Source organism: Paraurantiacibacter namhicola (assembly GCF_001687545.1).
Lineage (GTDB): Bacteria > Pseudomonadota > Alphaproteobacteria > Sphingomonadales > Sphingomonadaceae > Paraurantiacibacter > Paraurantiacibacter namhicola.
In genome coordinates this window covers 696,238-720,775 of the sequence record NZ_CP016545.1, presented here as the reverse complement: position 1 = coordinate 720,775, position 24,538 = coordinate 696,238, and the positions used below count along the sequence as shown (strand labels likewise).

General features: G+C 65.4%; 27 protein-coding genes and 1 tRNA gene. 11 read left to right on the top strand and 17 right to left on the bottom strand.

Going from position 1 to position 24,538, the window contains the following annotated elements:
* The first annotated feature begins 29 nt into the window (after positions 1-29).
* A complete protein-coding gene (gene dcd / locus A6F65_RS03480) occupies positions 30-584 on the top strand; it encodes a dCTP deaminase (RefSeq protein WP_067786019.1) in 555 nt (184 codons plus the stop codon).
* Positions 585-651: 67 nt separating this feature from the next.
* The gene (locus A6F65_RS03475; RefSeq protein WP_067786017.1) at positions 652-1,842 is read left to right on the top strand and encodes a saccharopine dehydrogenase family protein; all 1,191 of its coding nucleotides are present in this window, start codon (positions 652-654) and stop codon (positions 1,840-1,842) included.
* On the opposite strand, the gene A6F65_RS03470 is transcribed toward A6F65_RS03475, so the two are convergent.
* Complete coding sequence (locus A6F65_RS03470; RefSeq protein WP_067786015.1) at positions 1,832-3,988, bottom strand: TonB-dependent receptor; 2,157 nt, start codon at positions 3,986-3,988, stop codon at positions 1,832-1,834. The two genes, A6F65_RS03475 and A6F65_RS03470, sit on opposite strands and share 11 nt — an antisense overlap.
* Positions 3,989-4,114: 126 nt before the next feature.
* Positions 4,115-4,189, bottom strand: a tRNA-Gly gene (locus tag A6F65_RS03465).
* A gap of 204 nt (positions 4,190-4,393) precedes the next feature.
* Between A6F65_RS03465 and trxA the strand changes: the two genes are divergently transcribed.
* Positions 4,394-5,311, top strand: coding sequence for a thioredoxin (trxA, locus tag A6F65_RS03460; protein ID WP_067789915.1), 918 nt, complete (start codon positions 4,394-4,396; stop codon positions 5,309-5,311).
* Position 5,312: 1 nt separating this feature from the next.
* The gene (locus A6F65_RS03455; protein ID WP_067786013.1) at positions 5,313-5,930 is read left to right on the top strand and encodes an LON peptidase substrate-binding domain-containing protein; all 618 of its coding nucleotides are present in this window, start codon (positions 5,313-5,315) and stop codon (positions 5,928-5,930) included.
* Positions 5,931-5,936: 6 nt separating this feature from the next.
* Here A6F65_RS03455 and A6F65_RS03450 read toward each other — a convergent pair whose 3' ends face one another.
* From A6F65_RS03450 to argB, 6 genes are all read right to left on the bottom strand, one after another.
* Positions 5,937-6,560, bottom strand: coding sequence for a MarC family protein (locus A6F65_RS03450; RefSeq protein WP_067786011.1), 624 nt, complete (start codon positions 6,558-6,560; stop codon positions 5,937-5,939).
* Between the two features lie 20 nt (positions 6,561-6,580).
* Positions 6,581-7,294 (bottom strand): hypothetical protein, encoded by a 714-nt coding sequence (locus tag A6F65_RS03445; protein ID WP_237164876.1) that lies wholly within the window; start codon positions 7,292-7,294, stop codon positions 6,581-6,583.
* A gap of 57 nt (positions 7,295-7,351) precedes the next feature.
* Positions 7,352-8,245: a bifunctional methylenetetrahydrofolate dehydrogenase/methenyltetrahydrofolate cyclohydrolase FolD gene (folD, locus tag A6F65_RS03440; RefSeq protein WP_067786006.1), complete on the bottom strand. Its 894-nt coding sequence runs from the start codon at positions 8,243-8,245 to the stop codon at positions 7,352-7,354.
* Positions 8,242-8,517 carry a YggT family protein gene (locus A6F65_RS03435; RefSeq protein ID WP_067786004.1) on the bottom strand — a complete coding sequence of 92 codons (276 nt, stop codon included), beginning with the start codon at positions 8,515-8,517 and terminating at the stop codon, positions 8,242-8,244. Before A6F65_RS03435 ends, folD begins: the two co-directional genes overlap by 4 nt.
* A 94-nt stretch (positions 8,518-8,611) precedes the next feature.
* The gene (locus tag A6F65_RS03430) at positions 8,612-9,139 is read right to left on the bottom strand and encodes a hypothetical protein (RefSeq protein ID WP_157093038.1); all 528 of its coding nucleotides are present in this window, start codon (positions 9,137-9,139) and stop codon (positions 8,612-8,614) included.
* Positions 9,136-10,047 (bottom strand): acetylglutamate kinase, encoded by a 912-nt coding sequence (gene argB / locus A6F65_RS03425; protein WP_067786000.1) that lies wholly within the window; start codon positions 10,045-10,047, stop codon positions 9,136-9,138. Before argB ends, A6F65_RS03430 begins: the two co-directional genes overlap by 4 nt.
* Before the next feature lie 149 nt (positions 10,048-10,196).
* Between argB and A6F65_RS03420 the strand changes: the two genes are divergently transcribed.
* Positions 10,197-10,637 carry a thermonuclease family protein gene (locus A6F65_RS03420; protein WP_067785998.1) on the top strand — a complete coding sequence of 147 codons (441 nt, stop codon included), beginning with the start codon at positions 10,197-10,199 and terminating at the stop codon, positions 10,635-10,637.
* 39 nt (positions 10,638-10,676) lie between these two features.
* Positions 10,677-11,447, top strand: coding sequence for a polyphosphate kinase 2 (gene ppk2, locus A6F65_RS03415; protein WP_067785996.1), 771 nt, complete (start codon positions 10,677-10,679; stop codon positions 11,445-11,447).
* A gap of 27 nt (positions 11,448-11,474) precedes the next feature.
* Here ppk2 and A6F65_RS03410 read toward each other — a convergent pair whose 3' ends face one another.
* Positions 11,475-12,131 (bottom strand): hypothetical protein, encoded by a 657-nt coding sequence (locus A6F65_RS03410; RefSeq protein ID WP_157093037.1) that lies wholly within the window; start codon positions 12,129-12,131, stop codon positions 11,475-11,477.
* A 96-nt stretch (positions 12,132-12,227) separates the two neighbouring features.
* Here A6F65_RS03410 and A6F65_RS03405 point away from each other — a divergent pair, with 96 nt between their 5' ends.
* Both A6F65_RS03405 and A6F65_RS13015 read left to right on the top strand, forming a co-directional pair.
* The gene (locus A6F65_RS03405) at positions 12,228-12,827 is read left to right on the top strand and encodes a thermonuclease family protein (protein ID WP_067785992.1); all 600 of its coding nucleotides are present in this window, start codon (positions 12,228-12,230) and stop codon (positions 12,825-12,827) included.
* Between the two features lie 461 nt (positions 12,828-13,288).
* Positions 13,289-14,725, top strand: coding sequence for a tetratricopeptide repeat protein (locus tag A6F65_RS13015; RefSeq protein WP_067785990.1), 1,437 nt, complete (start codon positions 13,289-13,291; stop codon positions 14,723-14,725).
* Between the two features lie 45 nt (positions 14,726-14,770).
* On the opposite strand, the gene A6F65_RS03395 is transcribed toward A6F65_RS13015, so the two are convergent.
* Together A6F65_RS03395 and A6F65_RS03390 are read right to left on the bottom strand one after the other, a co-directional pair.
* Positions 14,771-15,325, bottom strand: coding sequence for a hypothetical protein (locus tag A6F65_RS03395; protein ID WP_067785988.1), 555 nt, complete (start codon positions 15,323-15,325; stop codon positions 14,771-14,773).
* Positions 15,326-15,518: 193 nt separating this feature from the next.
* Positions 15,519-15,713, bottom strand: a complete 195-nt coding sequence (locus A6F65_RS03390; RefSeq protein ID WP_067785986.1) for a hypothetical protein — start codon at positions 15,711-15,713, stop codon at positions 15,519-15,521.
* Between the two features lie 194 nt (positions 15,714-15,907).
* Between A6F65_RS03390 and A6F65_RS03385 the strand changes: the two genes are divergently transcribed.
* Positions 15,908-16,270: an endonuclease domain-containing protein gene (locus A6F65_RS03385; protein WP_067785984.1), complete on the top strand. Its 363-nt coding sequence runs from the start codon at positions 15,908-15,910 to the stop codon at positions 16,268-16,270.
* A 713-nt stretch (positions 16,271-16,983) separates the two neighbouring features.
* On the opposite strand, the gene A6F65_RS03380 is transcribed toward A6F65_RS03385, so the two are convergent.
* The 3 genes from A6F65_RS03380 to A6F65_RS03370 all read right to left on the bottom strand — a co-directional run bounded on the left by A6F65_RS03380 (position 16,984) and on the right by A6F65_RS03370 (position 19,032).
* Complete coding sequence (locus A6F65_RS03380) at positions 16,984-17,595, bottom strand: helix-turn-helix domain-containing protein (RefSeq protein ID WP_157093036.1); 612 nt, start codon at positions 17,593-17,595, stop codon at positions 16,984-16,986.
* Positions 17,596-17,605: 10 nt separating this feature from the next.
* Entirely contained in the window at positions 17,606-17,905 is a 300-nt protein-coding gene (locus A6F65_RS03375; protein ID WP_067785980.1) for a hypothetical protein, read from the bottom strand.
* A 71-nt stretch (positions 17,906-17,976) separates the two neighbouring features.
* Positions 17,977-19,032 carry a ribonucleotide-diphosphate reductase subunit beta gene (locus tag A6F65_RS03370; RefSeq protein WP_067789913.1) on the bottom strand — a complete coding sequence of 352 codons (1,056 nt, stop codon included), beginning with the start codon at positions 19,030-19,032 and terminating at the stop codon, positions 17,977-17,979.
* Between the two features lie 263 nt (positions 19,033-19,295).
* On the opposite strand from A6F65_RS03370, the gene A6F65_RS03365 reads away from it, so the two are divergent.
* A complete protein-coding gene (locus A6F65_RS03365) occupies positions 19,296-19,673 on the top strand; it encodes a hypothetical protein (RefSeq protein WP_067785978.1) in 378 nt (125 codons plus the stop codon).
* A gap of 15 nt (positions 19,674-19,688) precedes the next feature.
* Here A6F65_RS03365 and A6F65_RS03360 read toward each other — a convergent pair whose 3' ends face one another.
* Positions 19,689-20,063: a hypothetical protein gene (locus A6F65_RS03360; RefSeq protein ID WP_157093035.1), complete on the bottom strand. Its 375-nt coding sequence runs from the start codon at positions 20,061-20,063 to the stop codon at positions 19,689-19,691.
* Positions 20,064-20,252: 189 nt separating this feature from the next.
* Here A6F65_RS03360 and A6F65_RS03355 point away from each other — a divergent pair, with 189 nt between their 5' ends.
* Positions 20,253-20,495 carry a DUF2171 domain-containing protein gene (locus A6F65_RS03355; protein ID WP_067785975.1) on the top strand — a complete coding sequence of 81 codons (243 nt, stop codon included), beginning with the start codon at positions 20,253-20,255 and terminating at the stop codon, positions 20,493-20,495.
* 96 nt (positions 20,496-20,591) lie between these two features.
* Here the strand turns inward: A6F65_RS03355 and A6F65_RS03350 are convergent, their stop codons facing one another.
* A complete protein-coding gene (locus A6F65_RS03350) occupies positions 20,592-23,540 on the bottom strand; it encodes a CHAT domain-containing tetratricopeptide repeat protein (protein ID WP_067785972.1) in 2,949 nt (982 codons plus the stop codon).
* A gap of 100 nt (positions 23,541-23,640) precedes the next feature.
* A complete protein-coding gene (locus A6F65_RS03345) occupies positions 23,641-24,441 on the bottom strand; it encodes a hypothetical protein (RefSeq protein WP_157093034.1) in 801 nt (266 codons plus the stop codon).
* Between the last annotated feature and the right edge of the window lie 97 nt (positions 24,442-24,538).

Genomic DNA, 24,538 nt, shown 5'->3' with positions numbered 1-24,538 from the left:
GGGCGGTCCGCGTCGGGAATCCCCTTTGCATGGCGATTCTTTCCGACAAGTGGATCCGCGAAAAGGCCCTGAACGAAGGGATGATCGAGCCGTTCGTGGAGGCGCAGCGGCGCGACGGCTGCATCTCTTACGGGGTCAGCAGCTTCGGCTATGACGCGCGCGTGGCGGACGAGTTCAAGATCTTCACCAACGTCAATTCTGCCGTCGTCGACCCGAAGAACTTCGACGGGGACAGCCTGGTGGACCGGCAGACGGATTGTTGCATCATCCCGCCCAACAGCTTTGCGCTGGCCCGCACGGTGGAATATTTCCGCATCCCGGACGATGTGCTGGTTATCTGCCTTGGCAAGTCCACTTACGCCCGCTGCGGTATCATCGTGAACGTCACCCCGCTGGAGCCGGGCTGGGAAGGCCATGTGACGCTGGAATTTTCGAACACCACGCCGCTTCCCGCCAAGATTTACGCCAATGAAGGCGCCTGCCAATTCCTGTTCCTGCAGGGCAATGAGCGGCCCGAGGTGACCTATGCCGACAGGGCGGGCAAATACATGGGCCAGCGCGGCGTCACCCTGCCGAGGCTCTAAGCGCTGCGGCTGTGAGGGAACACCCGCGTCCCTTGCGCGCTAATCCTCCAAAGAGGAGGGTAATCCCATGTCAGAGCACCCAGAATTTGACCTGATCGTCTACGGCGCCACCGGCTATACCGGCCGGCTCGTCGCGCAATATCTGCACGAACATTATTCCGGGCGGGATGATGGCCCGACCTGGGCAATGGCCGGCCGCAACCTGCAGAAGCTGAATGCCGTGCGCAGCGAGATGGGCATCCCGGACAGCGTCATGCTGGTGGTGGCCGATGCCTCCGCCCCCGAAACACTGGACGCCATGGTTGAGCGCACGAAAGTGGTCGTCACCACGGTCGGCCCCTACCAGCTTTATGGCGAGCCCTTGCTGGCCGCCTGCGTCAAGTCAGGCACGCACTATGCCGACCTGTGCGGCGAGCCGGCATGGATGGCTCAGATGATCGAGAAATACGGCGCGGCTGCCGAGGCGAGCGGCGCGCGCATCGCCTTTTCCAGCGGCTTCGACTCCATCCCCTTCGACCTCGGCGTGCTGATGCTGCAGGAAGAAGCGAAGAGCCGCTTCGGCAAGCCCTTCCAGCGCGTGAAGGGCCGCGTGCGCAAGATGCAGGGCACGTTCTCTGGCGGCACGGCGGCCAGTTTCAAGGCCAGCATCGCTGCCGCGATGAAGGATCCCTCGCTGTTCAAGCTTTCAGCCGATCCCTTCGCGCTGACGCCCGGCTTCTCCGGGCCGGACCAGCCCGGCGGCCTGATCCCGGTCTATGACGACCAGCTGGAAAGCTGGTGCGCGCCTTTCATCATGGCGACGATCAATACCAAGAACGTCCACCGCACCAATTTCTTGCGCGATTTCCCCTATGGCGAGGATTTCCGGTACGACGAGATGGTGCTGACCAGCCCTGGCGAAATGGGCAAGACGGCGGCCAAGGCCATGACCGCTGCGCTGAAGGCGCCCTTCTCCGATGGCGGCCCCAAGCCGGGCGAAGGCCCAACCGAAGAAGAGCGCGAGAACGGCTTTTACGATATCCTGTTCGTCGGCAACAATCCGGACGGGACCTCCCTGCGCTACGGCGTGAAAGGCAAATACGATCCGGGCTACGGCTCGACCTGCCGCATGCTGGCGCAGACCGGCATCGGTCTGCTGGAAGGCAGCGGAAAGGGCGGCATCGGCACGCCCGGATCGCATCTCGGCGCGTCGCTGGTGGACCGCCTGCGCGAGCATGCGGACATCAGCTTCGGAGTGGAAGACGCGCCTACAGGCTGAGGCGCGCCGTCACCTTCACATTGCGCCCGGCCATGGGCACGTAATCCTTGGTGAAGCTGGCGTGGCGGCGCCCGGTCACGTCGAACAAATTGTTGCCCTGCAGGATGACAGTCAGATTGCCGTCGCCGCGCACCGGCTTCCATGTCAGCGCCATGTTCACCAAAGCAAAGCTGTCCGTCGGCAGTTCAAGCGGTGCGACACGGTCCTGCTCGCCGAACCACTGGACCTCTGCGCGCACATCGAAGGCATCGGTGCGATATTCGGCTGCGCCCAGCAGGCTGACCGGCGGGATGCGGGGGACCGGATCGCCATTATCCAGCGTTGCTCGCACATAATCGCCGCGCGCTTCGCCCACCAGCGACCAGCCGTCGCCGCGCAGCAGCGGGAAAGTGGCTTCCGCCTCCACACCGAAATGCTTGGCATCCTGCTGGCGCTGCATGAAGACCGGCAGCCCGTCTTCCTCCATTCCCGTGGACTGCAGGTAGATGAAATCGTCGAACCACGTGTGATAGACCGCGATGCCGAAATCGGCAGGGCCGCTATTCCAGCGGGCGTAGCCCTCCACGCCGTTTGCCTTTTCCTTCACCAGGCCGGCATCGCCGATCTCGAACTGCTGCGAGGCGATATGCGGTCCGTCTGCAAACAGTTCTTCCGATGTGGGCGCGCGTTCGGAATGTGAAAGATTCACACCAACGCGCCAGCCATAGGACGGGGAGTAGGACAGGCCGCCGGCCAGCGAATAGGCGTCGAAGTCACGCTTCAACCCGCTGGTGACATTCTCCAGCGAGACGTTTTCATAGCGCGCGCCAAACTCGAACTCGGCATTGCCCAGCTCGACTTCCTGCAAGGTGAAGACGGCGAACTGCTCGGTCGTGTTGGGCGGGACGTAAGCTTCCTCGCCCACGGCAACGAAGTCCTTGTAAAGGAACTGCGCGCCAATCGACCCGCGCCAGCCGTTTCGTTCGCGCTGCACCAGCTCGACGCGTCCCTCGACGCCCTCGACGTCGAAGACCGTGCCGACTTCGCCATTCTCGAATTCGGTATGCGTGTAATCGGCATAGCCCCAACGCGTGGTCAGCTCTTCGAAGAAGCCGCCGCCCAGCTGGACGCCGCCGCGGAAATCCACGCGCTTCTGGACGAGGCCGATGCGCACGTCCTCGATCTCTTCCTCTTCTTCGGCACCTGGCGCAGCGCCGTCTTCCTCATGCGCATGCTCCGTGCCGGGGCGCAGGGGGATGCCGTAATCGCTATCGTAATAGCCGAAGGAGACGCCCAGGTTCGCGCCATTGCCGAACCAGGCGAGGCCGACACCGGCCGATTCCGTCGCAGTGTAAGTGCCGGGGACGGACCCCTTCCGGCCGGCTGCCTCACGCAGTTCGGCCGCTTCCTCCGGCTCGTCCGCCTCTTCCTCGGCAGCTTCTGCCAGCAGGTCGGCGCGCAGCGGGCCGGAAACGGCAAAGCCGGGTATCTCGACATTGTCCGTGCGGCGGATGCTGCCATCGACATGCAGTGCAAAGCCGCCGCCTACGGGCAGGTCGAAGGAGACGCCGCCTTCGCGCAGATGGTGCGCCGTATCGAAGCCGACGATGGCATCGACATGAAGCGGCTCGTCCGGGCGCGCCTGCGGGATGCGGCGGTCGATGACATTGACCGCGCCGCCGATGGCGCTGGAACCGTAAAGCAGCACGGCAGGGCCGCGCAGGACCTCGATACGCTCCGCGGTCAGCGGGTCGATCGTCACGGCATGGTCGGCGCTGGTGTTGGAGGCGTCGATTGCGCCGATTCCGTCAACCAGCACGCGCACCCTGTCACCCTGGAAGCCGCGCAGGACAGGGCGCGATGCACCGGGAGAGAAGCTGGTGGCGGAAACGCCCGGCAGCTTCGCCAGCACCTCGCCGATCTGGCCATCGAGGTTGCGCTGCAGTTCATCGCCCTGCAGCACAGATGTGCCCGCCAGCATGTCCAGCCGCGCAAGGCCGCCCGCGCGGACCACGATCTCGCCATGGAAATCATCGCCGCTCGCGCGTTCCTGAGAGGTTTCGGCAGTGTCTTGACGCTGCACTTCCGCGTCTTGGGCAAGGGCCGCGCCGTTCGGCACGAGGAAAGTCAGCGCGGCAGTGCCGGCGAGGAGGCGGGACAAAATCATGGAAACGCTATCTCCGAGGAAGCGGTGGCAGATGTTATACTGTCACATAGAGCCTGCACGCTTTCGCACAACCCTGAAAAGCGCGCTTCGTCGCGCGATCATGGCATTCGGTCGAATAGGAGAAAATGGAGCGGGCGAGGCGATTCGAACGCCCGACCCCAACCTTGGCAAGGTTGTGCTCTACCCCTGAGCTACGCCCGCTCACTGGCGCTCTACCACGTGTGCCCAAGGGCCTGTCGTGGTGGGGAGCGGCGCGGTTAGCACCGGCCCCTGCACCCTGCAAGCGGAAATTGCGCGGTTTGCCGCCTTGTCGGGAAAAGGCCGGATGCGCCCTTCACAATCGCCCGCGAATGGCCACATTGGCGGCTTACGAGATTACCTGACAGGAGCGTTACCTTGGCAAGCATGGGCCTTTCGATCGACGAGCAGAAGGCGGTGGAGCGATTCCAGAAGGATGTCGTTACGCCTTCGCAGGACAAGCTCGTCATCCTGGATTTCTGGGCCGAATGGTGCGGGCCGTGCAAGGCCATCGCCCCCATGTTGGAGAAGATCGCCGCCGAATATGCCGACAAGGGCGTGGTGCTGGCCAAGCTGAACGTGGACGAGGAAGGCTTTATCGCCAGCCAGTTCCAAGTGAAGTCCATCCCCACGATCTACGCGATCTTCCAGGGCCAGCCGGTGGCCGACCTGACCTCCGCCCGCAGCGAAACGCAGATGAAGCAGGCGCTGGACCAGCTGCTGGAGCAATTGCCAATCGGGGCCAATGCGGGTGGGCAAGGAGCTCCAGATGGCGCTCCCGACCTCGACCAGCTGATCGCCATGGGCGAACAGGTGCTGGCCGATGGCGATGCAGAGCGCGCCGCCAGCGTGTTCCAGCAGATTGCCGGCATGGCGCCGGAAAATGCAGCCGTGCAGTCCGGCCTGATCCGCGCGCTCGTCGCTGCGGACCGGGTGGAAGAGGCGCGCGTCGTGCATGATGCCCTGTCCGAGGATCTGAAATCCGATCCGCTCGTGCAGCAGGCCGGCAGCGCGCTGGAACTGGCTGGCACGCAGGTTGACGAGAGCGAGCTTGCCGCCCTGCGTGCCGCCGCCGCGGAACGCCCCGCTGACATGGAAGCGCAGATGGCCTTTGCCGAGGCCGCCTTTGCCGCAGGCCAGCGCGATGACGCCGCTGACACACTGCTGCGCTCCATCGAAACCGATCCGGAATGGAACGAGGGCGCGGCCAGGGCCAAACTGCTGCAAATGTTCGAGGCTGTAGGCCTGGAAGACCCGTGGGTTTCCGCAACGCGCCGCCGCCTCTCGCTGTTGCTGTTCGGCTGACATGAGCAAGCCCACGCGCCTTTCCATCTTCCCGCTGACCGGGGCCATCCTGTTTCCGGGCCTGCAATTGCCGCTGCATATCTTCGAGCCGCGATACCGCGAGCTGGTGGGCAGCGCATTGGCGCGTGACCGCAAGATTGCCATGATCCAGCCGCGCGAGCCGGTCGACGGCGCGCCGCTATACGATGTCGGCTGCGTGGGCCGGATCGAGGATGTCGAGGCGATGGAGGACGGGCGCTACAACATCGTTCTGTCCGGCGAGCAACGCTTCCGCGTGATCCGCGAGATCCAGCCCAATACGCAGTTCCGCCAGGTGGAGGCGGAGCTGCTGGACGAACCGCAGGACGAGTACCTGACGCTGGGAGAACGCGCGAGCCTGGAGGCAGAATCCCGCGATTTCGCCGACCGGCAAGGTTATGCAGTGGACTGGGATTCGGTCGGCCAGCTGGACGATGCCAGCCTGGTCAACGGCGTATCGCAGATCGCGCCCTTCGACCCGGCGGCCAAGCAAGCCCTGCTGGAAGCCCCCGACCTGCGCCAGCGCTGCGACCTGCTGGTCCAGCTGATGCAGTTCTTCGGCCGCGGCGACCCCGACGAGGAACGGGTGACGCTGCAGTAGCGAAGGCTACACCCCGAAGCTGCCCCGCAGGCCATCGATGACATATTGCGCCGCCAGCGCAGCCAGCAGCACGCCGAGGAGGCGTGTGATGACCGCTTCTACCCGGTGGCCCAGCAGGCGGATCAGCGGTCCGGCCGCGATCAGCGCCAGCATGGTCAGCAGCAGGACGGCGCCCAGTGCGCCAAGCACGACGAGCGATTCTTCCAGCCCCTCCGCTTCGTTCTGCAGCAGCATGATTGCGGCGATGGCACCAGGGCCGGCCAGCATGGGCATGGCCATCGGGAAGACGGACACGTCCTCCACTTCGGGCGTCGCGGCGACTTTCTCAGCGCGCTCCTCGCGCCGCTGGGTGCGCTTCTCGAACACCATTTCCCACGCGATCCAGAACAGCATCAGGCCGCCTGCGATGCGGAAACTGTCAAGCTCGATATGCAGCGCGCCAAGCAGGTCCTGCCCGAACAGGGCGAAGATCAGCAGGATGATTGCGGCAATGATGCAGGCGCGGATGGCCATGTTGCGCGCCTGCGCCGCCGTCGCACCCTTCGTCAGCCCGGCATAGATCGGCGCGCAGCCGGGGGGGTCGATCACGACGAACAGCGTGATGAAGGCGGAGAAGAAAAGCTCGGTCACGCGCCGCCCTTAGCGAAGTTTCAGGACCCGGCCCATACCTCTTCCACAGCGACCTGCCATTTGCCTTCATGCAGCCAGTAGGCGGTGAAATAGCGCTCCGGACCATTGGCGCCGCTGCGGTGTTCCCAGCGATAGGCCAGCGTGCCGTCGGGCGAGGTGCGTGTGGCCTGCTGGCGGCCTGCGGTCATAGCGGCGACGGCTTTCTCGTCCGGCGCAGTCGCACCGCGCGGGCAATCGGCCACATTGCCTTGGACCGCATCCAGCGCAGTCACGACGATGTCGCCTTCCTGCGCCTCTGGCCGGAACCGCGCGGGCGGCTGCGGATTGTCCGGCTGCGCGCTGTCATAGACCCAGCGGTAATCCTCGCGCCCCTGCCGCTGCCACACGGTCAGGTAAGTTCCCACCAGCCCTTCCGGATCCACGAACCGGCCGCTGCTCACCGCCAGCGCGCCATCGCAGCTCATCCAGATTTCCCGGGGTGCCCATTTGGCGGCCTGCGCGGGATCGGACTGTTTTTGCAACCAGGGCAGAGCTGGAATCGCGCCGTTCGGGCCATGGATCATCGCGCCGGGGCCAGCAAAGGCGCGCGTGGCCGTCCACTGCCCGTCTTCCTGCGCCGCGCGCGCGAAGGCGAGTTCTGTCGCTACGAGCTTGCTCGGCTGCGCCTCTCCGGGAGCGCCCTCCAGCGCGCGGTCGATCCGCTCCACCGGGATACGCGGCGGGCCGCTGGCCATGCACCCTGCGAGGGCGAGGGTGGCAAGGCTTGCGGCAAGGATTGACCGCTTGCGCATTCAGATCTCCGGCGTATCCAGCCCGGCGTGCTCGTATGCCGCAACCAGAGTATTGCGCAGCAGCACGGCAATGGTCATCGGGCCCACACCGCCGGGCACGGGCGTGATGGCGGCGGCCGTTTCGCTGGCCTCGGCAAAGGCCACGTCGCCGACCAGCCGGCCCTTGTCGGAGCCGGGTTCGGGCGGCAGGCGATTGATGCCCACATCGATTACGGTGGCGCCGGGCTTCAGCCAGTCAGCCTTTACCATTTCCGGCCGCCCCACGGCAGCGACCACGATATCCGCGCGGCGCACCACGCCGGGCAGATCCTTGGTGCGGCTGTGCGCGATGGTGACAGTGGCGTTGGCATCAAGAAGAAGCTGCGCCATCGGCTTGCCCACGATGTTGGAGCGGCCGATGACCACGGCTTCCAGCCCGGACAGGTCACCGAGCCGGTCCGCCAGCAACATCATGCAGCCAAGCGGCGTGCAGGGCACGAAACCGGTCTGCCCAACGCTGAGCCGCCCGGCGTTGATGACATGGAACCCGTCCACATCCTTGCCCGGATCGATCGCGCCGATCACGGCCTGTTCGTTAAGGTGACCGGGCAGCGGCAGCTGCACCAGTATGCCGTCCACCGCTTCGTCTGCATTCAGCTGTGCGACCAGCGCCAGCAGCGTGCCCTCGTCCGTATCGGCGGGCAGGCGGTGCTCGAAGCTTTCCATGTTCGCGGCGACCGTAGCCTTGCCCTTAGCCCCGACATAAACCTGGCTGGCGGCATCTTCCCCCACCAGCACCACTGCAAGGCCTGGCTTGCGCCCGGCCGTTTCGGCAAACGCTTCCGCCAGCGCGCCAACGCGCTCGCGTAATTTCGCGGCAAAGGCCTTGCCGTCGATGCGTGTGGCTTCACTCATGCAAGATTCCCCAGAATGATCATGAGAATGTTCAGGCCGAGGATCAGCACCAGCGGCGAGAAATCGATGGCCCCGGTCTGCGGCAATATGCGCCGGATAGGGTCGAGGATCGGCCGCAGCAGCGCGTCGATCGAATTGTAGATCTGCACCGCAAACTGGTTGCTGGTGCTCACCACGTTGAAGGAGAACAGCAGGCTGATCACGAATTGCACGATGACCAGCATGATCAGGACGTTGGCCAGCAGGCCGATGATCTGGAGTATCGCTTGCATCAGGGGAACCGCCTTCGGATTGAATGGAGTGAGCTGCAACCAAAGATAGGCGCGGCGCGCAGGTGTATCAAGCGACTAACACGCATGGGCGCGATCATGCCGGCCCACCCCGCCCCGCGCGCTGCATCTCCTCGATGAAATCGCTCGATTGGACGCGCCAGCGTTGCTGGTCGGGGGTGGAGGCCTGGTCACCAGCCGCGCGCTGGAGGATGACCGTGCCTTCGCGCAGCACGCGTGCCGGATCGGCCAGGTCTGCCAGCGCCCCGGTGATCGTGCAGCTTTCGGACGGCCCGGCCTCGTCGCGGCGGATGTCCGACACGGTGAATTTCGGCTGGGTGTAGCCTGCGAAAAGCGCGCCAAGGCGGGCATCGTCAACCACGGGATCGTCCCACACAAGGGCCGCCCTATCGAACTCGCGCGCGGCGATGGCATCGAAATAGAATTGCGCCACATCCGCGCAGTCATCGCTTTGCAGCACGGGAAAATCGGCAATTGTCGGACCGGACAGGCCCTGCCCCGCCAGCTCCGCACCATCCTGCGGCTGCTCGGGCGCATCGTTTCCGCCGCAGGCAGAAAGGGCCATTGCCATCGCAGCGACCGCCACGGTGCCGAGCCTCCTCACGCCCGCACCAGCGTGCCTGCACCGCGTGCGGTAAAGAATTCCAGCAGCATGGCGTGCGGCACACGCCCGTCCAGCACCACGGCGGCATCGCAGCCTGCCTCCACGGCGTGCACGCATGTTTCCAGCTTGGGAATCATGCCGCCGCCAATCGTGCCGTCTTCCTTCAGCCGCGCGATATCCGCTGGGTTCAAATCCGTCAGCAGCTCGCCCTGCTTATCCAGCACGCCCGCCACGTCCGTCAGCAGGAAAAGCCGTGCCGCGCCCAGCGCCGATGCAATCGCGCCCGCCATCGTGTCGGCGTTGATGTTGTAAGTGTGCCCGTCTTCTCCCACCGCGATGGGGGCGATGATGGGGATCATGCCCGCGCCGCTGGCGGTTTCCAGTATCGTGGTGTCGACATGGCTCGGCTCGCCAACGAAGCCCAGATCCACCGCGCGCTCGATATTGCTGTCCGCGTCGCGCGTGCTGCGCTGCGCCTTGGTGGCGGTGACGAGGTTTCCGTCCTTGCCGGAAATGCCGATCGCCTTGCCGCCTGCCTTGGCGATCCAGCCGACCAGTTCCTTGTTGATCGCGCCGGACAGGACCATCTCGGCGATCTTGGCCGTCTCCTCGTCCGTGACGCGAAGCCCGTCGACGAAGGTGGTCTCCACGCCCAGCTTCTCCAGCATGGCGCCGATCTGCGGGCCTCCGCCATGCACTACCACCGGGTTGATGCCCACGGCCTTCAGCAACACGATATCTTCGGCAAAGTCGCGCGCGGCGGCGGGATCGCCCATGGCATGGCCGCCATATTTCACCACGAAGCTGCGGCCCGCATAACGCTGGAAATAGGGCAGCGCCTCGATCAGCGTTTCCGCCTTGGCCAGCATGTGGCGGTTATCGCCGGAATTGTGCTGCGGCGCGGTCATGGCCGGTGGTCCCTCGGATTGCGTTGCGGATGCAGCCCTAACCCACCGATTGCGCCATGCCTAGCGCCAGCTGACCACCTGATAAGGGCTGATACGGATCAGTAGTGGTCCGGATGCCCGCCGCCGCGCCGCAGGGATAGGTCGGTGTCATGTCGGCCCGCCTCCTGTCCTGCCTTGCGGTACCCATCCTCCTGGCGAATGCAGGGCAGGAGGCGGGAAGACCCGGCACGCCCTCCACCTTTGCGCCCTGCACTTCCGCCCCGCGCGTCACCTGCGTGGTGGACGGCGACACCTTCTGGCTGGACGGAACCAAGGTGCGCGTTGCCGATATCAACACGCCGGAGACGCACCGCCCCGCCTGCGCCGCCGAACGCGCCCTGGGCGAGCAGGCGACACGGCGTTTCACCCAGCTACTCAACGCAGGGCCGTTCCAGCTGGAAGCTGCAGGAGCGCGCGACACCGACCGCTTCGGGCGCAAGCTGCGCGTCGTCACGCGCGGCGGGCAGAGCCTGGGCATGGTGCTGGTGGAGGAAGGGCTGGCCGAGCCATGGCAGGGCCGCCGCGCGAACCGCTGGTGCGCCAGCGCCTGAGGCTTGCCGCGCCGCGCCTCTTCGCGCATCGTGCAGGCCATGAAGGGCAAGACATATAACGCGGCCTTGGAGCCGCTCACCCACGAACTGGTTTCCATGGCCCGCTGGGCCCGCACAACCGGGCAGCGCATCTGCGTGCTGTTTGAAGGGCGGGACACGGCCGGCAAGGGCGGAACGATCAAGGCGATCCGCGAGAAGCTGAACCCGCGCCAGTGCCGCACCGTCGCGCTGGGCAAGCCGACCGAGGCCGAGCAGGGCCAGTGGTACTTCCAGCGTTATGTCCAGCACCTGCCAACGGCGGGCGAAATCGTGCTGTTCGACCGCAGCTGGTACAACCGCGCCGGGGTGGAGCGGGTGATGGGCTTTGCCGACCAGCAACAGGTCGATGCTTTCCTGCAGCAGGCCCCGGTGTTCGAGAAGCTGCTGGCCGATGACGGCATCCGCCTGTTCAAGTACTGGCTCAGCTGCGACCAGGAGAGCCAGGAAGAACGCTTCGCCGAACGGCTGGCCGATCCCCTGAAGCGCTGGAAGCTCTCCCCCATCGACGTGGCCGCCCGCACCCGCTTTGCCGATTACAGCGCCGCGCGCGAGGCCATGTTCGCCGCCACGCATACCGACCACGCGCCATGGACTGTGGTGGACTTCAACGACCAGAAGCGCGGCCGCCTGACCCTGATCCGTGACCTGCTGGACCGCCTACCGGATACAAGGGTCGACCCGCCCGCCATCGACTGGCCCGCGCTGGGCCACCCACCGCTAGACGAGGCCTTCACCAGCCTGACGCCCATCCCCGACTTCCCCGATAGCTAGGCAGACGCAGAAGCAGCGGCCGAGACGTCAGACCCTGATCGATACGAGCAGGCGGGTGCCTGAAACCTCCCGCTGCGTCAGCGATCGGCGCGATGGGCGTGCGTCCTGGTAGGGATAGGGATCGCGCACGATCATCTCTTGCAGGAACACGCGGCCCTGGCGGTCGATGGCGTAGGTCATCGATGTCAGCAGGGTCGCATGGTTCAGCGCGCCGTTGATCAGCGGTATGCCGTCCGCCAGGTGCCAAGCCGCATCGCGCAGGGCGTTGCCGTTCGACATGCCGAAATCGAGGTCCGCGAGCGGCGCGGCGCGCGCCCTGAACATGCGCCCGCGCACGTCCCGCCAGGGGCCGCTGTTCACAGTGGCGACGATCTGCGACCCGTTCGCCGGGGCGCAGCGCATATCGCCGAACAGGCGCTGCACGATGTCGGTCTGCGGCACGCGCCAGCCGTACTTCGCAAACGCCATCTGGATGCATGCCGCCCAGCACCATTGCGGGCATTCCTGCATCGCCTGGACCAGCTGTATGCGGCGGATCCCGCTGCTGCACTGGCGGATGCCGTGGTACGGATTGTCGCGGCACACGACATCCGCGCGGGCCACGCCCGGCAGCATCGCCGCCGCCAGACCGCCCATCACAACCGCCCTGCGGCCCAATGCAGCGCCTGGCTGATCGTCACTCATCGTCTCACTCCCCTCTTCAAGCATCAGGTGGAAGCGACCCGTCGATTCTGCGCCCGCCAGCCTAGCCGATTTCGCCCGTTCGGGTAAGGCAGCGGGATGAGCCGCCGCAGATCCTCCCCGCCTGCCCCGCGCTTCGATGCCAGATGGCAGGCGAAGCGAAGGCGCAAGGCTGGCTGGCGGCGCTGGAGCCGGATCGCCGGGCTGGTCCTGGTCACCGCCGCGCTGACGCTGGGCCTGCGCTGGTGGCACGGGGATGGCGATGCGGGTGGCGAGTGGGTGCAGGTGCAGCGCGCCTTCAGCCTGTGCGGGCGCGGCCAGTCGAGCGCCGCCTGCGTGATCGATGGCGACACCGTATGGCTGCCCCCGCCTGCCGGTTCAGCCAAGGGCGCGCCGCCGCGCCGCATCCGCCTGGCCGGCTTCGACGCGCCGGAGCTGGAAGGCGCCTGCGAGGCCGAGCGCACCGCCGCCATCGCCGCGCGCGGCGCGCTGCTGGCATGGCTGCGCGCGGGGCCCTTCGAATGGAACGGCGGGGCGGAGCCTCCCCGCGACCAGTACGGCCGCGAACTGCGCAATGCCCGCCGCACAGCTCCCGACGGCACGCGCAGCCTGCTGGCAGAGCACATGCGAGGCGCGGGCCTGGCGGGCGGCAGCGGCTGGGGCGAATCGCCCATCGACTGGTGCGACCCGGCACGATGACTGGGCACGCTGACTGGGCACGCTGACCCGCCCATCCGTTCAGCTTCGGGAAGGCGAAGCTGAAGGTGTTACAGGTGTTACACAGTCCAGAGGACAAAAACCGCGCCCCTGGCGCACCTTTGCATCCGGGCCAGCCGGGGGGCGACAAGGGGGAGATCGGGCAGGACAGGATAACCATGCCCCGCCGCGAAGCATGGCGCGCCCCTTGTAGGACAGGCCGCTCACCTGCGCGGGGAACGGGCATCACCGCCAACCGCCCCGGCGCGCGAGAGGGTTGGGACGGCGGCAGGGACGGCGGCAGGGACGGCGGCAGGGACGGCGGCAGGGACGGCGGCGGGGACGGCGGCAGGGACGGCGGCGGGGACGGCGGCGGGGACGGCAGCAGGGGGCTAACGACAATTGTCATTGGACGGCGCGGCGCGGCGGGAGCAGATCCCACCTGCAACACAGGGGAGTTCCGCATGCGCCGCCTTGTCACGAGCCTTGTCACGAGCCCTTTCACGACCCTCGTCACGCGTTTCGTCACGCTTCTCGCCATGTCCGGCGCCGTGTTCGCCGCCGTAATCGCTACTGCGCCGGCCGTATCGGCACAGGGGGCTGCTCCTGCCGGGGGCACCGCCACGCAGTCTGCCGCCGCCTGCCGCGCGGGCGATGCCAAAGCGTGCTTCGATGCCGGCATGGTCCTGATCGACAAGACCAATCCCGCAGGCGACCTGGTGGCCGGGCGTGCATTGTTCGAACGCGGATGCGAGCTGGGCGACAGGCGCAGCTGCGGCGTGGCGGGCCAGCTGTTCGTATCGAACGGGCGCGGCATGACGGCCAACCACCCCAAGGGCGTGGCGTATCTGGACAAGGCCTGCCGCATGAAGGACGGCTATTCCTGCCAGCTGCTCGGCTCTGCCCACCTGGATGGCGCCGTCGGCCTGGTGCCGGACAGGGAACGCGGCATCGCCTATTTCAAGCTGGGCTGCGAGACACCGCACAAGGACAGCTGCGATGTCCTGTTCAACCTGCTGATCGACGAAGTGCCCGCGCGCCAGGCCCGCGCGAAGGAGGTAGCGGATAGCTGGGGCAAGGCCTGCGAGGCCGGGCTGGTCAGCACCTGCTCGGTGGCGACGGTGCTGGCCTTCGATGGCGGCAATGGCGAATTCCCGCAGGCGGTGGACTGGCAGCTGGCCGATCGCAATGCGCTGTCCGCCTGCAAGAACCGCGTGATCCAGGGCTGCACGGCGGGAGAGCACATGTTCTCCAACCCTGCCAGCCGCGCTTACGACCCCGATCGCGGCCGGATGTATTCCGACGCCGCCTGCCGGCTGGGCACGGCGGTCAGCTGCTTCAACAAGGCCAGCGTGCTGATCGTGGCGGAGGATTACGCCGAGGTCCTGCCCGCCTTTGCGGAAGGGTGCCGGCTGGGGCTGAAGCAGGCCTGCGACGAACAGCAGCGCTGGGCCAGCTTCCCGCGCTGGTCGCAGCAGCATGGCCAGAAGGATGGCGCACGCATCGTCCTGCTGGACCGGATGCTGGCCTATGGCGACTGGACGGGCGCATTCTACATCGCGATCAACGATTTCCGGTCCGGCCCGGCGGCGAATTACGTGTTCAGCCGCGCGAAGGCCGGCAACAGGCTGGACCAGCTGCGCGATATCGACCTGACCGCTTACAGCCTGTGGACCACCGCGCCTTCGAATGACCGGTTGCTGGCAGAGCGCATCGTGCGTGGCCGGCTGGCCGACCACAATGCGCGCGCCGCAGCGGCAGAACGCCAGCGCCGGGCCGAACTGTACAGCAGCAATACGCCCACACGCTACGTCGGCAGCCTGGGCCGCAACACGCGGTTCCTGGTGTGCCACCGGGACGTGAACGGCCTGTGCGATTTCAAGGTGCAGGACGGGCTGTAAGGGGGGCGAGCGCAGGGCCCGCGGCGGAAGCCTGGCCCGGCGCGATCAGGGCGTGATGGTGAAGCCGGGCACGGGCCGGTCTTCCACATGGCCAGCGTGGTACATGTCCATGTAGATTTCGTGCACCGATCCGTCTGCGCATTCCACCTCGTAAAGGTCCACGATGCTATCGAACACGCCCGGGCCGACATTGCCGACGCGGCCGAATGCGGGTTGGTCGCCGCCGGGGCAGCGGAGGCGGCGCAGGTAAGCGCGCTGGCCCTGCGGCTGGCTGACACGGACGGGGTTCTTGCTGCTGCCGAGCGGAAATTTGTCCGCCTCCGCGAGCGCCGCTGCCATCGCATCGCCTTCTAGGAAGGGTTTACCGGAGAACATCTTGGAGAGGTAATCGTCGCCGTCGCCCTCTGCGGGCGCCTCTTCCTCGACCTCGGCATCGATCTCGACCGTGACGGTCTCCTCGTAGCTGTCAGGCTCGGCCGTCGCCTCATTCAGCGTCCGCTGCAAATCCACATCCTGCGCAGCCGCCGGAGCACCCTCCAGCCCGGAGCCCAGCCCAGCGACCAAGGCCGCCGAAGCGATCAGGATGATTGTGTCTTTCATGATGCGTCCCCTCGAAATCCGGAGTGAGCGTATCACAGGCCTGCGGAGAGGCAAATCACAGGCGCGCAGGACGGCGGCCCCGCTGCGGCGCGGGGCCATCGGGCCGCCCCAATGCGCCAAACGCGCAGCGGCCGCCCCCTGCGTAAGGAGCGGCCGCCTGTCCGGTTACGTCACCGGTGTGCGTAAAGGCGCGTCAGCCGTTTGCGGAGGGCTTGCCCTGCTGCGGCTGCTTGTCCTTGGAGCCGTGGTCGCCCTTGTCGCCCTGGCCGGACTTCTCGCCCTGCTGGGCCTGGCCGGACTTTTCGCCCTGCTGCGCCTGGCCGGGGGCGTTGGCGGGCTTGTTGCCCTGGGCCTGCTTGTTGTCGTGATCCTTGTTGTGATCGGTCATAGACTGTGTCCTTCGCGGCCGGAATGGCCACACCTGATGTGGGGAGCCCGCCAGCATTAGCTTGCCGCGCCCTCCCCGAACCGAGCCAGTAGGGGCCGGAAACGCGCCAGTACCCTTTTCATTGGATTTTACGGGGTTAGCTTTGGGGGTGCACGAGGATTGCAATGTTGGGCCCCTCGGGTCAGATATTGCCTATGCCCGGCTGGCAACCCCGCAACACCGCACGCGCCCGCACACTTCGCCGCGCCGCCACTCCGGCGGAGCGCGTGTTGTGGCAGCACCTTTCCGCCAGCCGGCAAGGCGCGAAGTTCAGCCGCCAGATGCCGGTCGGCCCGTTCTTCGCAGACTTCCTCTGCCGCAGCCTGAAGCTGGTGGTGGAATGCGACGGCGAGAGCCACGATGCCCGCCCGGAGGCAGACGCCAGGCGCGACGCCTGGATGCAGCGCGAAGGCTACACCGTGCTACGCTTCCTGAACGAGGACGTGCTGCAAGACACGGAAGCGGTCATCACGACAATCCGCTCCGAAGTCGACCGCCTGAAAAAGGAGCGCCAGTAACCCCCTCCCGCCAGCGGGAGGGGAGCGAGACTTACCAGCAAAGCTGGTTAGTCGCAGCGGGGTGGGCCAGCGCAACAGTAATGAGAAAGCCCAAGAACCCCCTCCCGCCTGCGGGGAGTCGAAGATGGCGCGTAGGCGCCAGCGGCAGCGCAGCTTGGCGGCGCGCCGCCTAGCGAAGCCGGGTGGGCGAATAACAGACCAACACCCCCAGCACCTCCGCAAAAAACCGCCGGACCCGCCGCGCCCACCCCGCGCCGCTAGGCTCACTCCGTTCGCCAAGCTCTGCAACCCCTCCCGCAAGCGGGAGGGGCGGTTCTTAGAGTCAAGTCGTATGGCATGCATTGCTACAATAGTAGCAACCATTCGCCTTCGCGTAGAAACGCTTTGCTTCGCGCACTGCGGGACCACACGTCATATGATCGCCAACGTATTGACGATTCTCAGGCTTCGGCATGAAATTGCATCCTACGCGATGCACCTCATGATCACCGTTAGTTTGCGCGTTCCTGTTAACATAATAGTAGGCCATATAGCTGCTCCTTACATCACATTGCTTTGCTGCGATTCAGGAGCTATGCGAACTGCGCTAGCTGAGGCATGCTCCTCACCAAGCCACCCACTGAGTGGGTGAACAAGGAGGGCGGGGCCGCTGGAACGGCACCCGCCCTTCGCATTTCAGGCTATAAAGCGGGATTGATCTTAGATCAAGAAGATTAAGCAGCCAGCCATTCTCGTGCTGGCGCCTCCCCATCATCGTTGGCAGGCGCGCTTTCGTCGTGCGAGACCAATGTGAAGTGGAAGACCAACTCCTCCTCTGCATTATGAAGCGGATCGATCGTTAAGCCGTCCATCAACTTCTCAACTCTCTCGGTAATCTCCGATATTTTGGACAGAAAATGGTCTAGCTCTGCATCCGACTTCTCGGCAGCTTTCTGCAGCGCCTTCTGTGCGACAGAAAGCGCCTCCCAGACAATCAGATAGCGCAAAACTTTCTCGCTATTGGGAGCAAGTGTTTTATCACCGGATTCACAACGCGACATGTGCTCAGGTGAGATATCAAGCCTTACCGCTAACTCTTTTGACTTTATTCCGAGGCTCTTCCGCAAAAACTGTATGTCGCCCGCTTTCAATTTAGCTGGGTGAAACGCGCGAACCACAGCTATCTGCTTGAGCAGTCCTTGGTAGTCGGGAATGTAAACCTCAGGTCCCATGGGGCCATTCCGCTCCTGTACCGAGTCCACCAAGACAACCTTGAATGAAGTTCCAAGATCGTCCAGGCAATACTCAGAAGGAGCGCTGGCCGCACCCTTCATTGTTTTGGACATTTTTGAACTCCTAGATGCGTTGGACGGTAAGTATCCGCACATCGAAATGATTTGGGTCGAGCCAAAACTCGACGCGGATTTGAACTTCGTCACAGTTGCGCCCAATCATGACGTAATTCGCCCCATCCGCTGTCTCCTTTTCTGTTTCTACAACCTTGCCATGAGTCATGACATAAGTCACATCAAAGGGATGGAGACCTTGCTCCTGAACGGACTTGCTGACCGCGACCGGCCAGCTAATCCCGCAACCCACGAGTGCCAAAACGTTCTGGACATACTCATCTGTAATCGAAAGGGCTGGGTCTGCCATCCTCAGATTCCTCTTACTGGCTCCAAGACCTTAACGATTCGTTGATCTGAGATCAACCTAAGAAATTTCGACTACTCCGCCGCCTCGGTCTCCCCGAACAGCCCCGGCCCGTCCGCCTCGGCGTCGTTCTCGGCATTCGCCGCAGCGCCCGCGCCCTTGCGCTTGTCGAAGCTCGACCACACGCTCTGCCAGTCGCCCTTGGTGGCGCCCTTGGAATATTCGGTCGCGCGGGTTTCGAAGAAGTTGGCGTGCTCCACGCCGTTCAGCAGCGGGGCGAGCCAGGGCAGGGGGTGGTCTTCCACCATATAGATGCTGGGCAGGCCCAGCTGGCCCAGGCGCCAGTCCGCGATGTAGCGGATATACTTCTTGATCTCCTTCGCCGTCATGCCGGGCACGGGGCCGGCGTCGAAGGCGAGGTCGATGAAGGCATCTTCCAGTCGCACCGTCTTCTGGCACATGTCCATGATGTCTTCCTTCACGGACTTGGTCAGGCAGTCGCGCTCCTCGCAGAAGGTGTGAAACATCTTGATGATGCCTTCGCAGTGCAGGCTCTCGTCGCGCACGGACCAGCTGACGATCTGCCCCATGCCCTTCATCTTGTTGAAGCGCGGGAAGTTCATCAGCATGGCGAAGCTGGCGAACAGCTGCAGCCCTTCGGTGAAGCCACCGAACATGGCGAGCGTGCGGGCGATATCCTCGTCCGTGTCGACGCCGAATTCCTGCAGGTAATCGTGCTTGTCCTTCATCTCCTCATATTCGAGGAACATGCCGTATTCGCTTTCCGGCATGCCGATCGTGTCGAGCAGGTGGGAATAGGCCGCGATATGCACCGTCTCCATGTTGGAGAAGGCGGCGAGCATCATCTTGATCTCGGTCGGCTTGAACACGCGGCCGTATTTCTCGTGGTAGCAATCCTGCACTTCCACGTCCGCCTGCGTGAAGAAGCGGAAGATCTGCGTGAGCAGGTTGCGCTCGTGATCGGACAGGTTCTGCGCCCAGTCGCGGCAATCCTCGCCCAGCGGCACCTCTTCCGGCATCCAGTGGATCTGCTGCTGGCGCTTCCAGAATTCGTAGGCCCAGGGATATTCGAAGGGCTTGTAGGTCTTGCGGGCTTCGAGAAGGGACATCGGATCAAATTCCTTGCGGTTTGCAGCATGCATGTGGTGGCAGCGCGGGGCCGTGCACCACTATAGATAGTGTTTCGCACTTGTGAATCCCACAAATTACGGGATCGGTGCGAATCTTTCCTAGACCAGGGATTATGCCACGCGCGGCCTGCATGCGAAGGGGCCGCCGGGCGCTTTATCGGGGATAAAGATGTGGAGGAAAGCGCAAAGCCGGAACACCTGCGCGGCGCCATCCATTGGACTCCACGAAAAGGAGACGAGCAATGGGCCAGTATGAACCGAAGGATTCGCGCAATGTGACGTTTAACCCCAATGGCAGCGAGCCGGGCGGGATCGAGCGGACCGGGCCGCGCGAGGATGCGGCGCGTGCCGATGCGCGCCAGGCCAGCCAGGACGATGCGGATGCGGGGAGCGAAGAAGGCCACGGCGCCGATGCACCGCGCCAGCAGCAGGCCGAAGAAACGCACCCCAGCCGACTGCCCGAAGCGCAGCAATACCAGCTGCAGGCCAAGGAACATGCCGCGCATGGCGACGGGCAGGACAAGGGCGATGCCCCCAAGCCGAGCGACCGCGGTTATGGTGCGGAAGGCGAGGAGCGCCTGGAGAAACTGGACCGCGGGCATCCGCAGCCGACCGACTGACGGGGCTCGTCCGGTTCAGTCCTTGCGGTGCTTGCCGCGCGGCGGAAGCTTGGTCGCCTCGCGCCGCTTTTCCCAGATCTTGGTCCAGCGGCTGAATTCCAGCAGGATCAGGATCGGGGTGGACCACAGCCAGGTCATCAGCGCGGCTTCCACCCAGCCCCGGTTGTCCGGCAGGCGCAGGCTGCAAAGTGCTGTGTCCAGCAGGCCTTCGGGCTGGCAGGTCGATGGCCAGAAGGCGTTCTGCCAGAGGTAGACGCCCAGGATCACCCAGCCTGCCTGGGCCAGGTACAAGGCAACATAGCGCGACCAGTTGAGGTCCCGCGATCCATGATAGCGGGAACCGGGCGCAGCACGCCGAGCGGGCGTGGCAGATGATGGGCGCGTAGCCATGACGGCGGGCATAGCCGCAGGGTGGTTAAATATCTCTTAGGCTGGCCCCCGGTGGACCATTACCCTTTGCGTCACGCCCTGAGACCTCACCATTGCAGCGAGCTGTTTCATGGCTGCGACGGGCTGCGGAACGACCTGCCTGCCCTGGCCGTTATCCTCACATAACCCATTAAGGAAAAAGGATAAAACATGTTCGAGAAGTGGCGCATCAAGGAGCACATGGAAGTCAGCAATTTCGAAGGCCAGCACGTCGGCACCGTCGACGATGTCGATGACGGCCAGATCAAGCTGACCAAGTCCGACAGCATGGATGACATGCACCACTTCCTGAGCATGGAAGATGTCGAGAAGGTCGAAGACAACCGCGTCTACCTGAAGCAGGATGCGCGCATCCCGGAAGGCCTTGGCAACAAGGCGACGGAAGCCGCCTGACGATAAAGTTCTCTCGCCCGCGCAATTGTGCGGGTCACACGAAGCCCCGCCCCCGGCCCCTCGGGTGGCGGGGCTTTTGCGTGGGCGAGCGCCCGCTCAGTTCTCGATGATGACGAAGGGTGCCCAGATGGCCGGATGGGCCGCATCGGGCACGCCCTCGTCCGCCATCAGCGACAATTGCGCGCGGCGCAGCGCATCGGGCCGGCTGAGCCCGGACACCATGCCCTCTACCGTCCCCACCGTCAGGCGGGCGGCGGCATCGTCCCGCACGCGCCAATGGCTCAGCATCAGGCTGCGCGCACCAGCCTGGGCGAAGGATGTGGCGAGCCCGGAATAGACCGGCGCCTGCCCGTCCAGCCCGGCGGCGGTGTTGCAGGCGGACAGGATCACCAGGTCCGCATCCAGCCGCAATTGCGCGATCTCGCTCGCGCCCAGCAGGCCGTCCTCGCCGCTGCCCTCGCCTGTGCCCAGCAGCAGCGCCGGCTCCCACAGCCCGCGCAGTTCGCCCGCGACCAGGCCGTGCGTGGCAAAGGCGATGACCGAATATCCGGACAGGTCCGCGCGCTTGAAATTCTCCTCCGCCGCGTCCCCGCCCAGCAGGACCAGTTCGTCCTGCCCGCCAAGGGCCGAGGCGATGGCGCGCAATTCGGCCGGGGCTTCCGGCAGCGGGGGCAGGTCCGCGATCAGTTCTGCCTCCGGTCGGCCGGAGCGGAAGATTCCGGCCAGCTGCATTGTTCCGTCCGCGTCTGGTGCTGCATTGCCCGGGCCGTCCGGGAATGCCACGCCGCCAATGCCGGCAAAGCGCGGCAGTTCCACCTGCGCTTCCATGGCTGCAGGTTCGCGGCGCAGCAGGCCCAGATTGCCCACCACCTGCACCGATGCACGGCGCAGCAGCCAGGGCGCATCGGCAAGCGGGCCGTCCCAATCGTCGGTCAGCATCAGGGCGAAGGGCACGCTGGCCAGCGTCTGCCCGCCATACAGCAGCACGTTCGCATCCTGCTTAATGCCCTGCGGGAACAGCATGCGGTACAGGCCCAGCGCATCGGCGCGGGGGAAGGCCGGCAGGGCGCCGCCGCCCGGCGGATCCACGGCTTCGCGAATGGCCAAGACATGGCCGCGCATAGGCGCGAGTTCGAATGGGTGCGCGGATACGCGGTCCCGCTCGATCCGGATCATCCAGCCCGTGCGTTCCCCCTCGATCGGGATCAGCAGGATATCGCGCTCGCCCAGCCGGGCCTGCAGCTCGGCCAGCTCCACGGGCCGCGGGCGGTACCGCTCCACGAAGCCGGGGTGTTCCGCCAGCAAGGCCGAGCGGGCCGCGTCGCGCGCATCGCTGCTGGCGGCACGCTGCTGTGCGATTTGCGCGGCGAGGTCCTCGTCACCGGCCTCCAGCGCGCTCGCCTCGCGCAGCGCCAGCTCGTCCGTCTTGCGCGACAGGGCCAGGAAAACGCGCCGCGCGGTAAAGGCATCGGCGTCCGCGGCCGTGTCCGCCTCCCCGCCGGCGGCATCGCCGCCACCAAATTGCTGGCCCAGCGCCAGGTCCGTCATCGAGACCAGCTGCATGGCGCGCACTGCGCGTGCGTGATCGCGGCTGCGCAGGGCAAAATCCATGTACAGCATCGCGGCATCGCGGTGCGTGCGGGCCTCGCGCACCAATTGCCGGTCCGGCGTGGCGAGATCCGTCAGCTTGCCTTCCAGCCGCCCCAGCGCGCCATCGGCGGCGGCCCAGTCCGGCGCGCCGTCCACCCGCGCCTTCAGCGATTGCAGCAGCATCTCTGCCCACAGCCGGTCGGGATGCGTGTCGATCAGGGCGGCGGCCATGACCGGCACCCATTCCTGGGCGATGGCCAGCGCCTCTGCATGCTGCCCCCGTTCGGACAGCCAGCGCGCGTGGTAGAGGTGGATCATCGCGCGGTTGTGGTCATCCGGCCCCAGCGCCGCATCGGCCAGCGCGATGGCGCGGGCGGCCAGCCGGTCGTATTCCGGCCAGTCTCCGCGCATGGCAGCAAATCCGGCCGCATCGGCATACATGTAAGGCAGCGCGTCAGGCGTTTCGGTGTCGCCGCTGGCTTCCAGCACGGTGATGGCATCGGCGTTCAGCGCCTCGGCCTCCTCCGTCTGCCCCGTAACTTTCAGGACTGTGGCGAGGTTACGCATGGAGATCGCCGTGCCCGGCGCGTCCGGGCCCACGGTGTTGCGCCGCACGGTCAGCGTTTGGCGCAGGATGGGCAGGGCTTCCTGGTAAAGTCCGTTCTCGATCAGTGAATTGCCGAGGTTGTTGAGCGCGACGGCATAGGTCTGGTGATCCTCGCCCAGGTATTCACGCCCGATCGCCTCGGCCCGGCGAGCCCAAGACAGCGCCTCTCCCTCGCGCCCGGACCGGCCCAGCACGGACGCCAGCGAGGTCATGCGGATCACGGTGTTGGGATCGTCCGGCGGTGCGAACTCCACCTGCTGCACCACGGATTCGCGGAAATAGGGCACGGATTCCTCCACCCGGCCCTGGCGGAAGAGGACATAGCCGATGCCGAACAGCGAGGAGGCGGTCTTCGCCCCGCGCCCGCCTTCCATCTCCATGCGGATGGCCAGCGCCTTTTCATGCGTGGCGCGCGCTTCTTCGTACTGGCCGCTGGCGGCAAGGATGGTGGCCGTGTTGTTATAGAGGCCGGACATCTCTTCGGGCGAGGCGCCGCCTTTCTCCAGCCAGACGCCTGCGCGCTGGTACCAGCGGGCCGCTTCGGGATAGTCGCGCAGGTAGAAATGCCGCCCGCCGATTTCGGACGCGAGCAGCCCCATGTCGAGCGGCGGGACCTTGCCATTGGCCGTGGCCCTTGCATGCAGGTCGATCAGTTTCGGCAAATCGCCTGCCGGATCGCGCGCAGGATCCTGCCCTTCGAGGGTGGCGATCTCCTGCGAAAGCGCGGCGGTTTCGGGATCGAGCTGCGCGGCGGGGGCGGCGGCAGCCGCCTCGCTGTCCTCTGCGTCCTGCGCGAGAGCCGCCAGCGGCGTCGCCGCCAGCATCGCCCCTGCGGCCAAGTTCACCATCCGCCGCATGTCCTGCCCCCCCCGCTTAAACCATGCGGCGGATGTTACGAAGCTGGCCGGTCAGGTCAAATGACAATGGCGGGAAGGTTGCGCCGCGCGCTCAGAATTCCGCCGCGTCGTTGGAATAGGTCTTCTCGCGCTCCCGCCGCTCGCGCTGCGCGGCCTGTTCCTCCGCCAGGCGCCAGGTTTCCTTGTAATTGGCATCCATCAGACGCGTGTCGACCAGGAAGCTGCGGGTATATTCCACTGGTCTGCCGGTCGAGTGCCGGTCATAGCCCACCTTGATCGCCAGTCCGCGGAAACAGCCTTCGTATTGCTCGATATCTTCCGGCGCGCGGAAATAGCGCAGATTGTGCTTCATCGGCTCGCATTTGCGCGACAGGTCCGATGGATACCAGGCGGTCATCACCTCGTTGTTGCGCGTATCCCAGACCGGCGCGTCGCCATATTTCGCCGCGATCGCCTGCATCACATTCGTATAGGCGGGCTTGCTGCTCCGGCCATACATGCTGTTGCGATAGACGGCGAGGACACGCGGTTTCTCGCTGAAATCGAAATAGACGGTGATCTTCTCATACGCGGGATGTTCGTCGCTGCGGTCGCGCTCGGCATCGTAATAGCGCATCGCCCCGCGCCCCCGCGCCGTGCGCTGGAACCGTTTCTGCAAGAAGCGGAACCCTCGGTCGCCAAGGATCTGGATCGTCTCTGGCATGGTCATGCCCAGTTTCAGCCCAAGGATGTCATAACCGGGCGCGGCATCGTATCCCGGCGCCAACACATTGCTGAAATCGTAATTCGGTTCCTGTGCCGTGGCCTGTGCGGGCGCGTGCCCTATGGCCAGGACCATGGCCGCGCCGGAAAGTGCCAGTCCTGTCCCGATTGCCGCAATCTGCCGTCTCATACCGCCTTCCCCGTTGTGGTCGTACCGGGGCAGGTTAGCGAATGATTTTGCTGTTTATCAAGACCTCCATTCGGGCTGCGGCGCAAAGGCGATGAAG

Coding starts and splice junctions, on each gene's coding strand:
- A6F65_RS03405 (WP_067785992.1), top strand. CDS start 12,228: ATGAGCCGCCGCAGATCCTCCCCGCCTGCCCCGCGCTTCGATGCCAGA.
- A6F65_RS03435 (WP_067786004.1), bottom strand. CDS start 8,517: ATGCAAGCGATACTCCAGATCATCGGCCTGCTGGCCAACGTCCTGATC.
- A6F65_RS03360 (WP_157093035.1), bottom strand. CDS start 20,063: ATGGCTACGCGCCCATCATCTGCCACGCCCGCTCGGCGTGCTGCGCCC.
- A6F65_RS03470 (WP_067786015.1), bottom strand. CDS start 3,988: ATGATTTTGTCCCGCCTCCTCGCCGGCACTGCCGCGCTGACTTTCCTC.
- A6F65_RS03390 (WP_067785986.1), bottom strand. CDS start 15,713: ATGACCGATCACAACAAGGATCACGACAACAAGCAGGCCCAGGGCAAC.
- A6F65_RS03385 (WP_067785984.1), top strand. CDS start 15,908: ATGCCCGGCTGGCAACCCCGCAACACCGCACGCGCCCGCACACTTCGC.
- A6F65_RS03350 (WP_067785972.1), bottom strand. CDS start 23,540: ATGGTGAACTTGGCCGCAGGGGCGATGCTGGCGGCGACGCCGCTGGCG.
- A6F65_RS03445 (WP_237164876.1), bottom strand. CDS start 7,294: ATGGCCAGCGGCCCGCCGCGTATCCCGGTGGAGCGGATCGACCGCGCG.
- dcd (WP_067786019.1), top strand. CDS start 30: ATGGCGATTCTTTCCGACAAGTGGATCCGCGAAAAGGCCCTGAACGAA.
- ppk2 (WP_067785996.1), top strand. CDS start 10,677: ATGAAGGGCAAGACATATAACGCGGCCTTGGAGCCGCTCACCCACGAA.
- A6F65_RS03395 (WP_067785988.1), bottom strand. CDS start 15,325: ATGAAAGACACAATCATCCTGATCGCTTCGGCGGCCTTGGTCGCTGGG.
- trxA (WP_067789915.1), top strand. CDS start 4,394: ATGGGCCTTTCGATCGACGAGCAGAAGGCGGTGGAGCGATTCCAGAAG.
- A6F65_RS03375 (WP_067785980.1), bottom strand. CDS start 17,905: ATGGCAGACCCAGCCCTTTCGATTACAGATGAGTATGTCCAGAACGTT.
- argB (WP_067786000.1), bottom strand. CDS start 10,047: ATGACCGCGCCGCAGCACAATTCCGGCGATAACCGCCACATGCTGGCC.
- A6F65_RS03410 (WP_157093037.1), bottom strand. CDS start 12,131: ATGAGTGACGATCAGCCAGGCGCTGCATTGGGCCGCAGGGCGGTTGTG.
- A6F65_RS03370 (WP_067789913.1), bottom strand. CDS start 19,032: ATGTCCCTTCTCGAAGCCCGCAAGACCTACAAGCCCTTCGAATATCCC.
- A6F65_RS03355 (WP_067785975.1), top strand. CDS start 20,253: ATGTTCGAGAAGTGGCGCATCAAGGAGCACATGGAAGTCAGCAATTTC.
- A6F65_RS03380 (WP_157093036.1), bottom strand. CDS start 17,595: ATGTCCAAAACAATGAAGGGTGCGGCCAGCGCTCCTTCTGAGTATTGC.
- A6F65_RS03365 (WP_067785978.1), top strand. CDS start 19,296: ATGGGCCAGTATGAACCGAAGGATTCGCGCAATGTGACGTTTAACCCC.
- A6F65_RS03475 (WP_067786017.1), top strand. CDS start 652: ATGTCAGAGCACCCAGAATTTGACCTGATCGTCTACGGCGCCACCGGC.
- A6F65_RS03455 (WP_067786013.1), top strand. CDS start 5,313: ATGAGCAAGCCCACGCGCCTTTCCATCTTCCCGCTGACCGGGGCCATC.
- folD (WP_067786006.1), bottom strand. CDS start 8,245: ATGAGTGAAGCCACACGCATCGACGGCAAGGCCTTTGCCGCGAAATTA.
- A6F65_RS03420 (WP_067785998.1), top strand. CDS start 10,197: ATGTCGGCCCGCCTCCTGTCCTGCCTTGCGGTACCCATCCTCCTGGCG.
- A6F65_RS13015 (WP_067785990.1), top strand. CDS start 13,289: ATGCGCCGCCTTGTCACGAGCCTTGTCACGAGCCCTTTCACGACCCTC.
- A6F65_RS03345 (WP_157093034.1), bottom strand. CDS start 24,441: ATGAGACGGCAGATTGCGGCAATCGGGACAGGACTGGCACTTTCCGGC.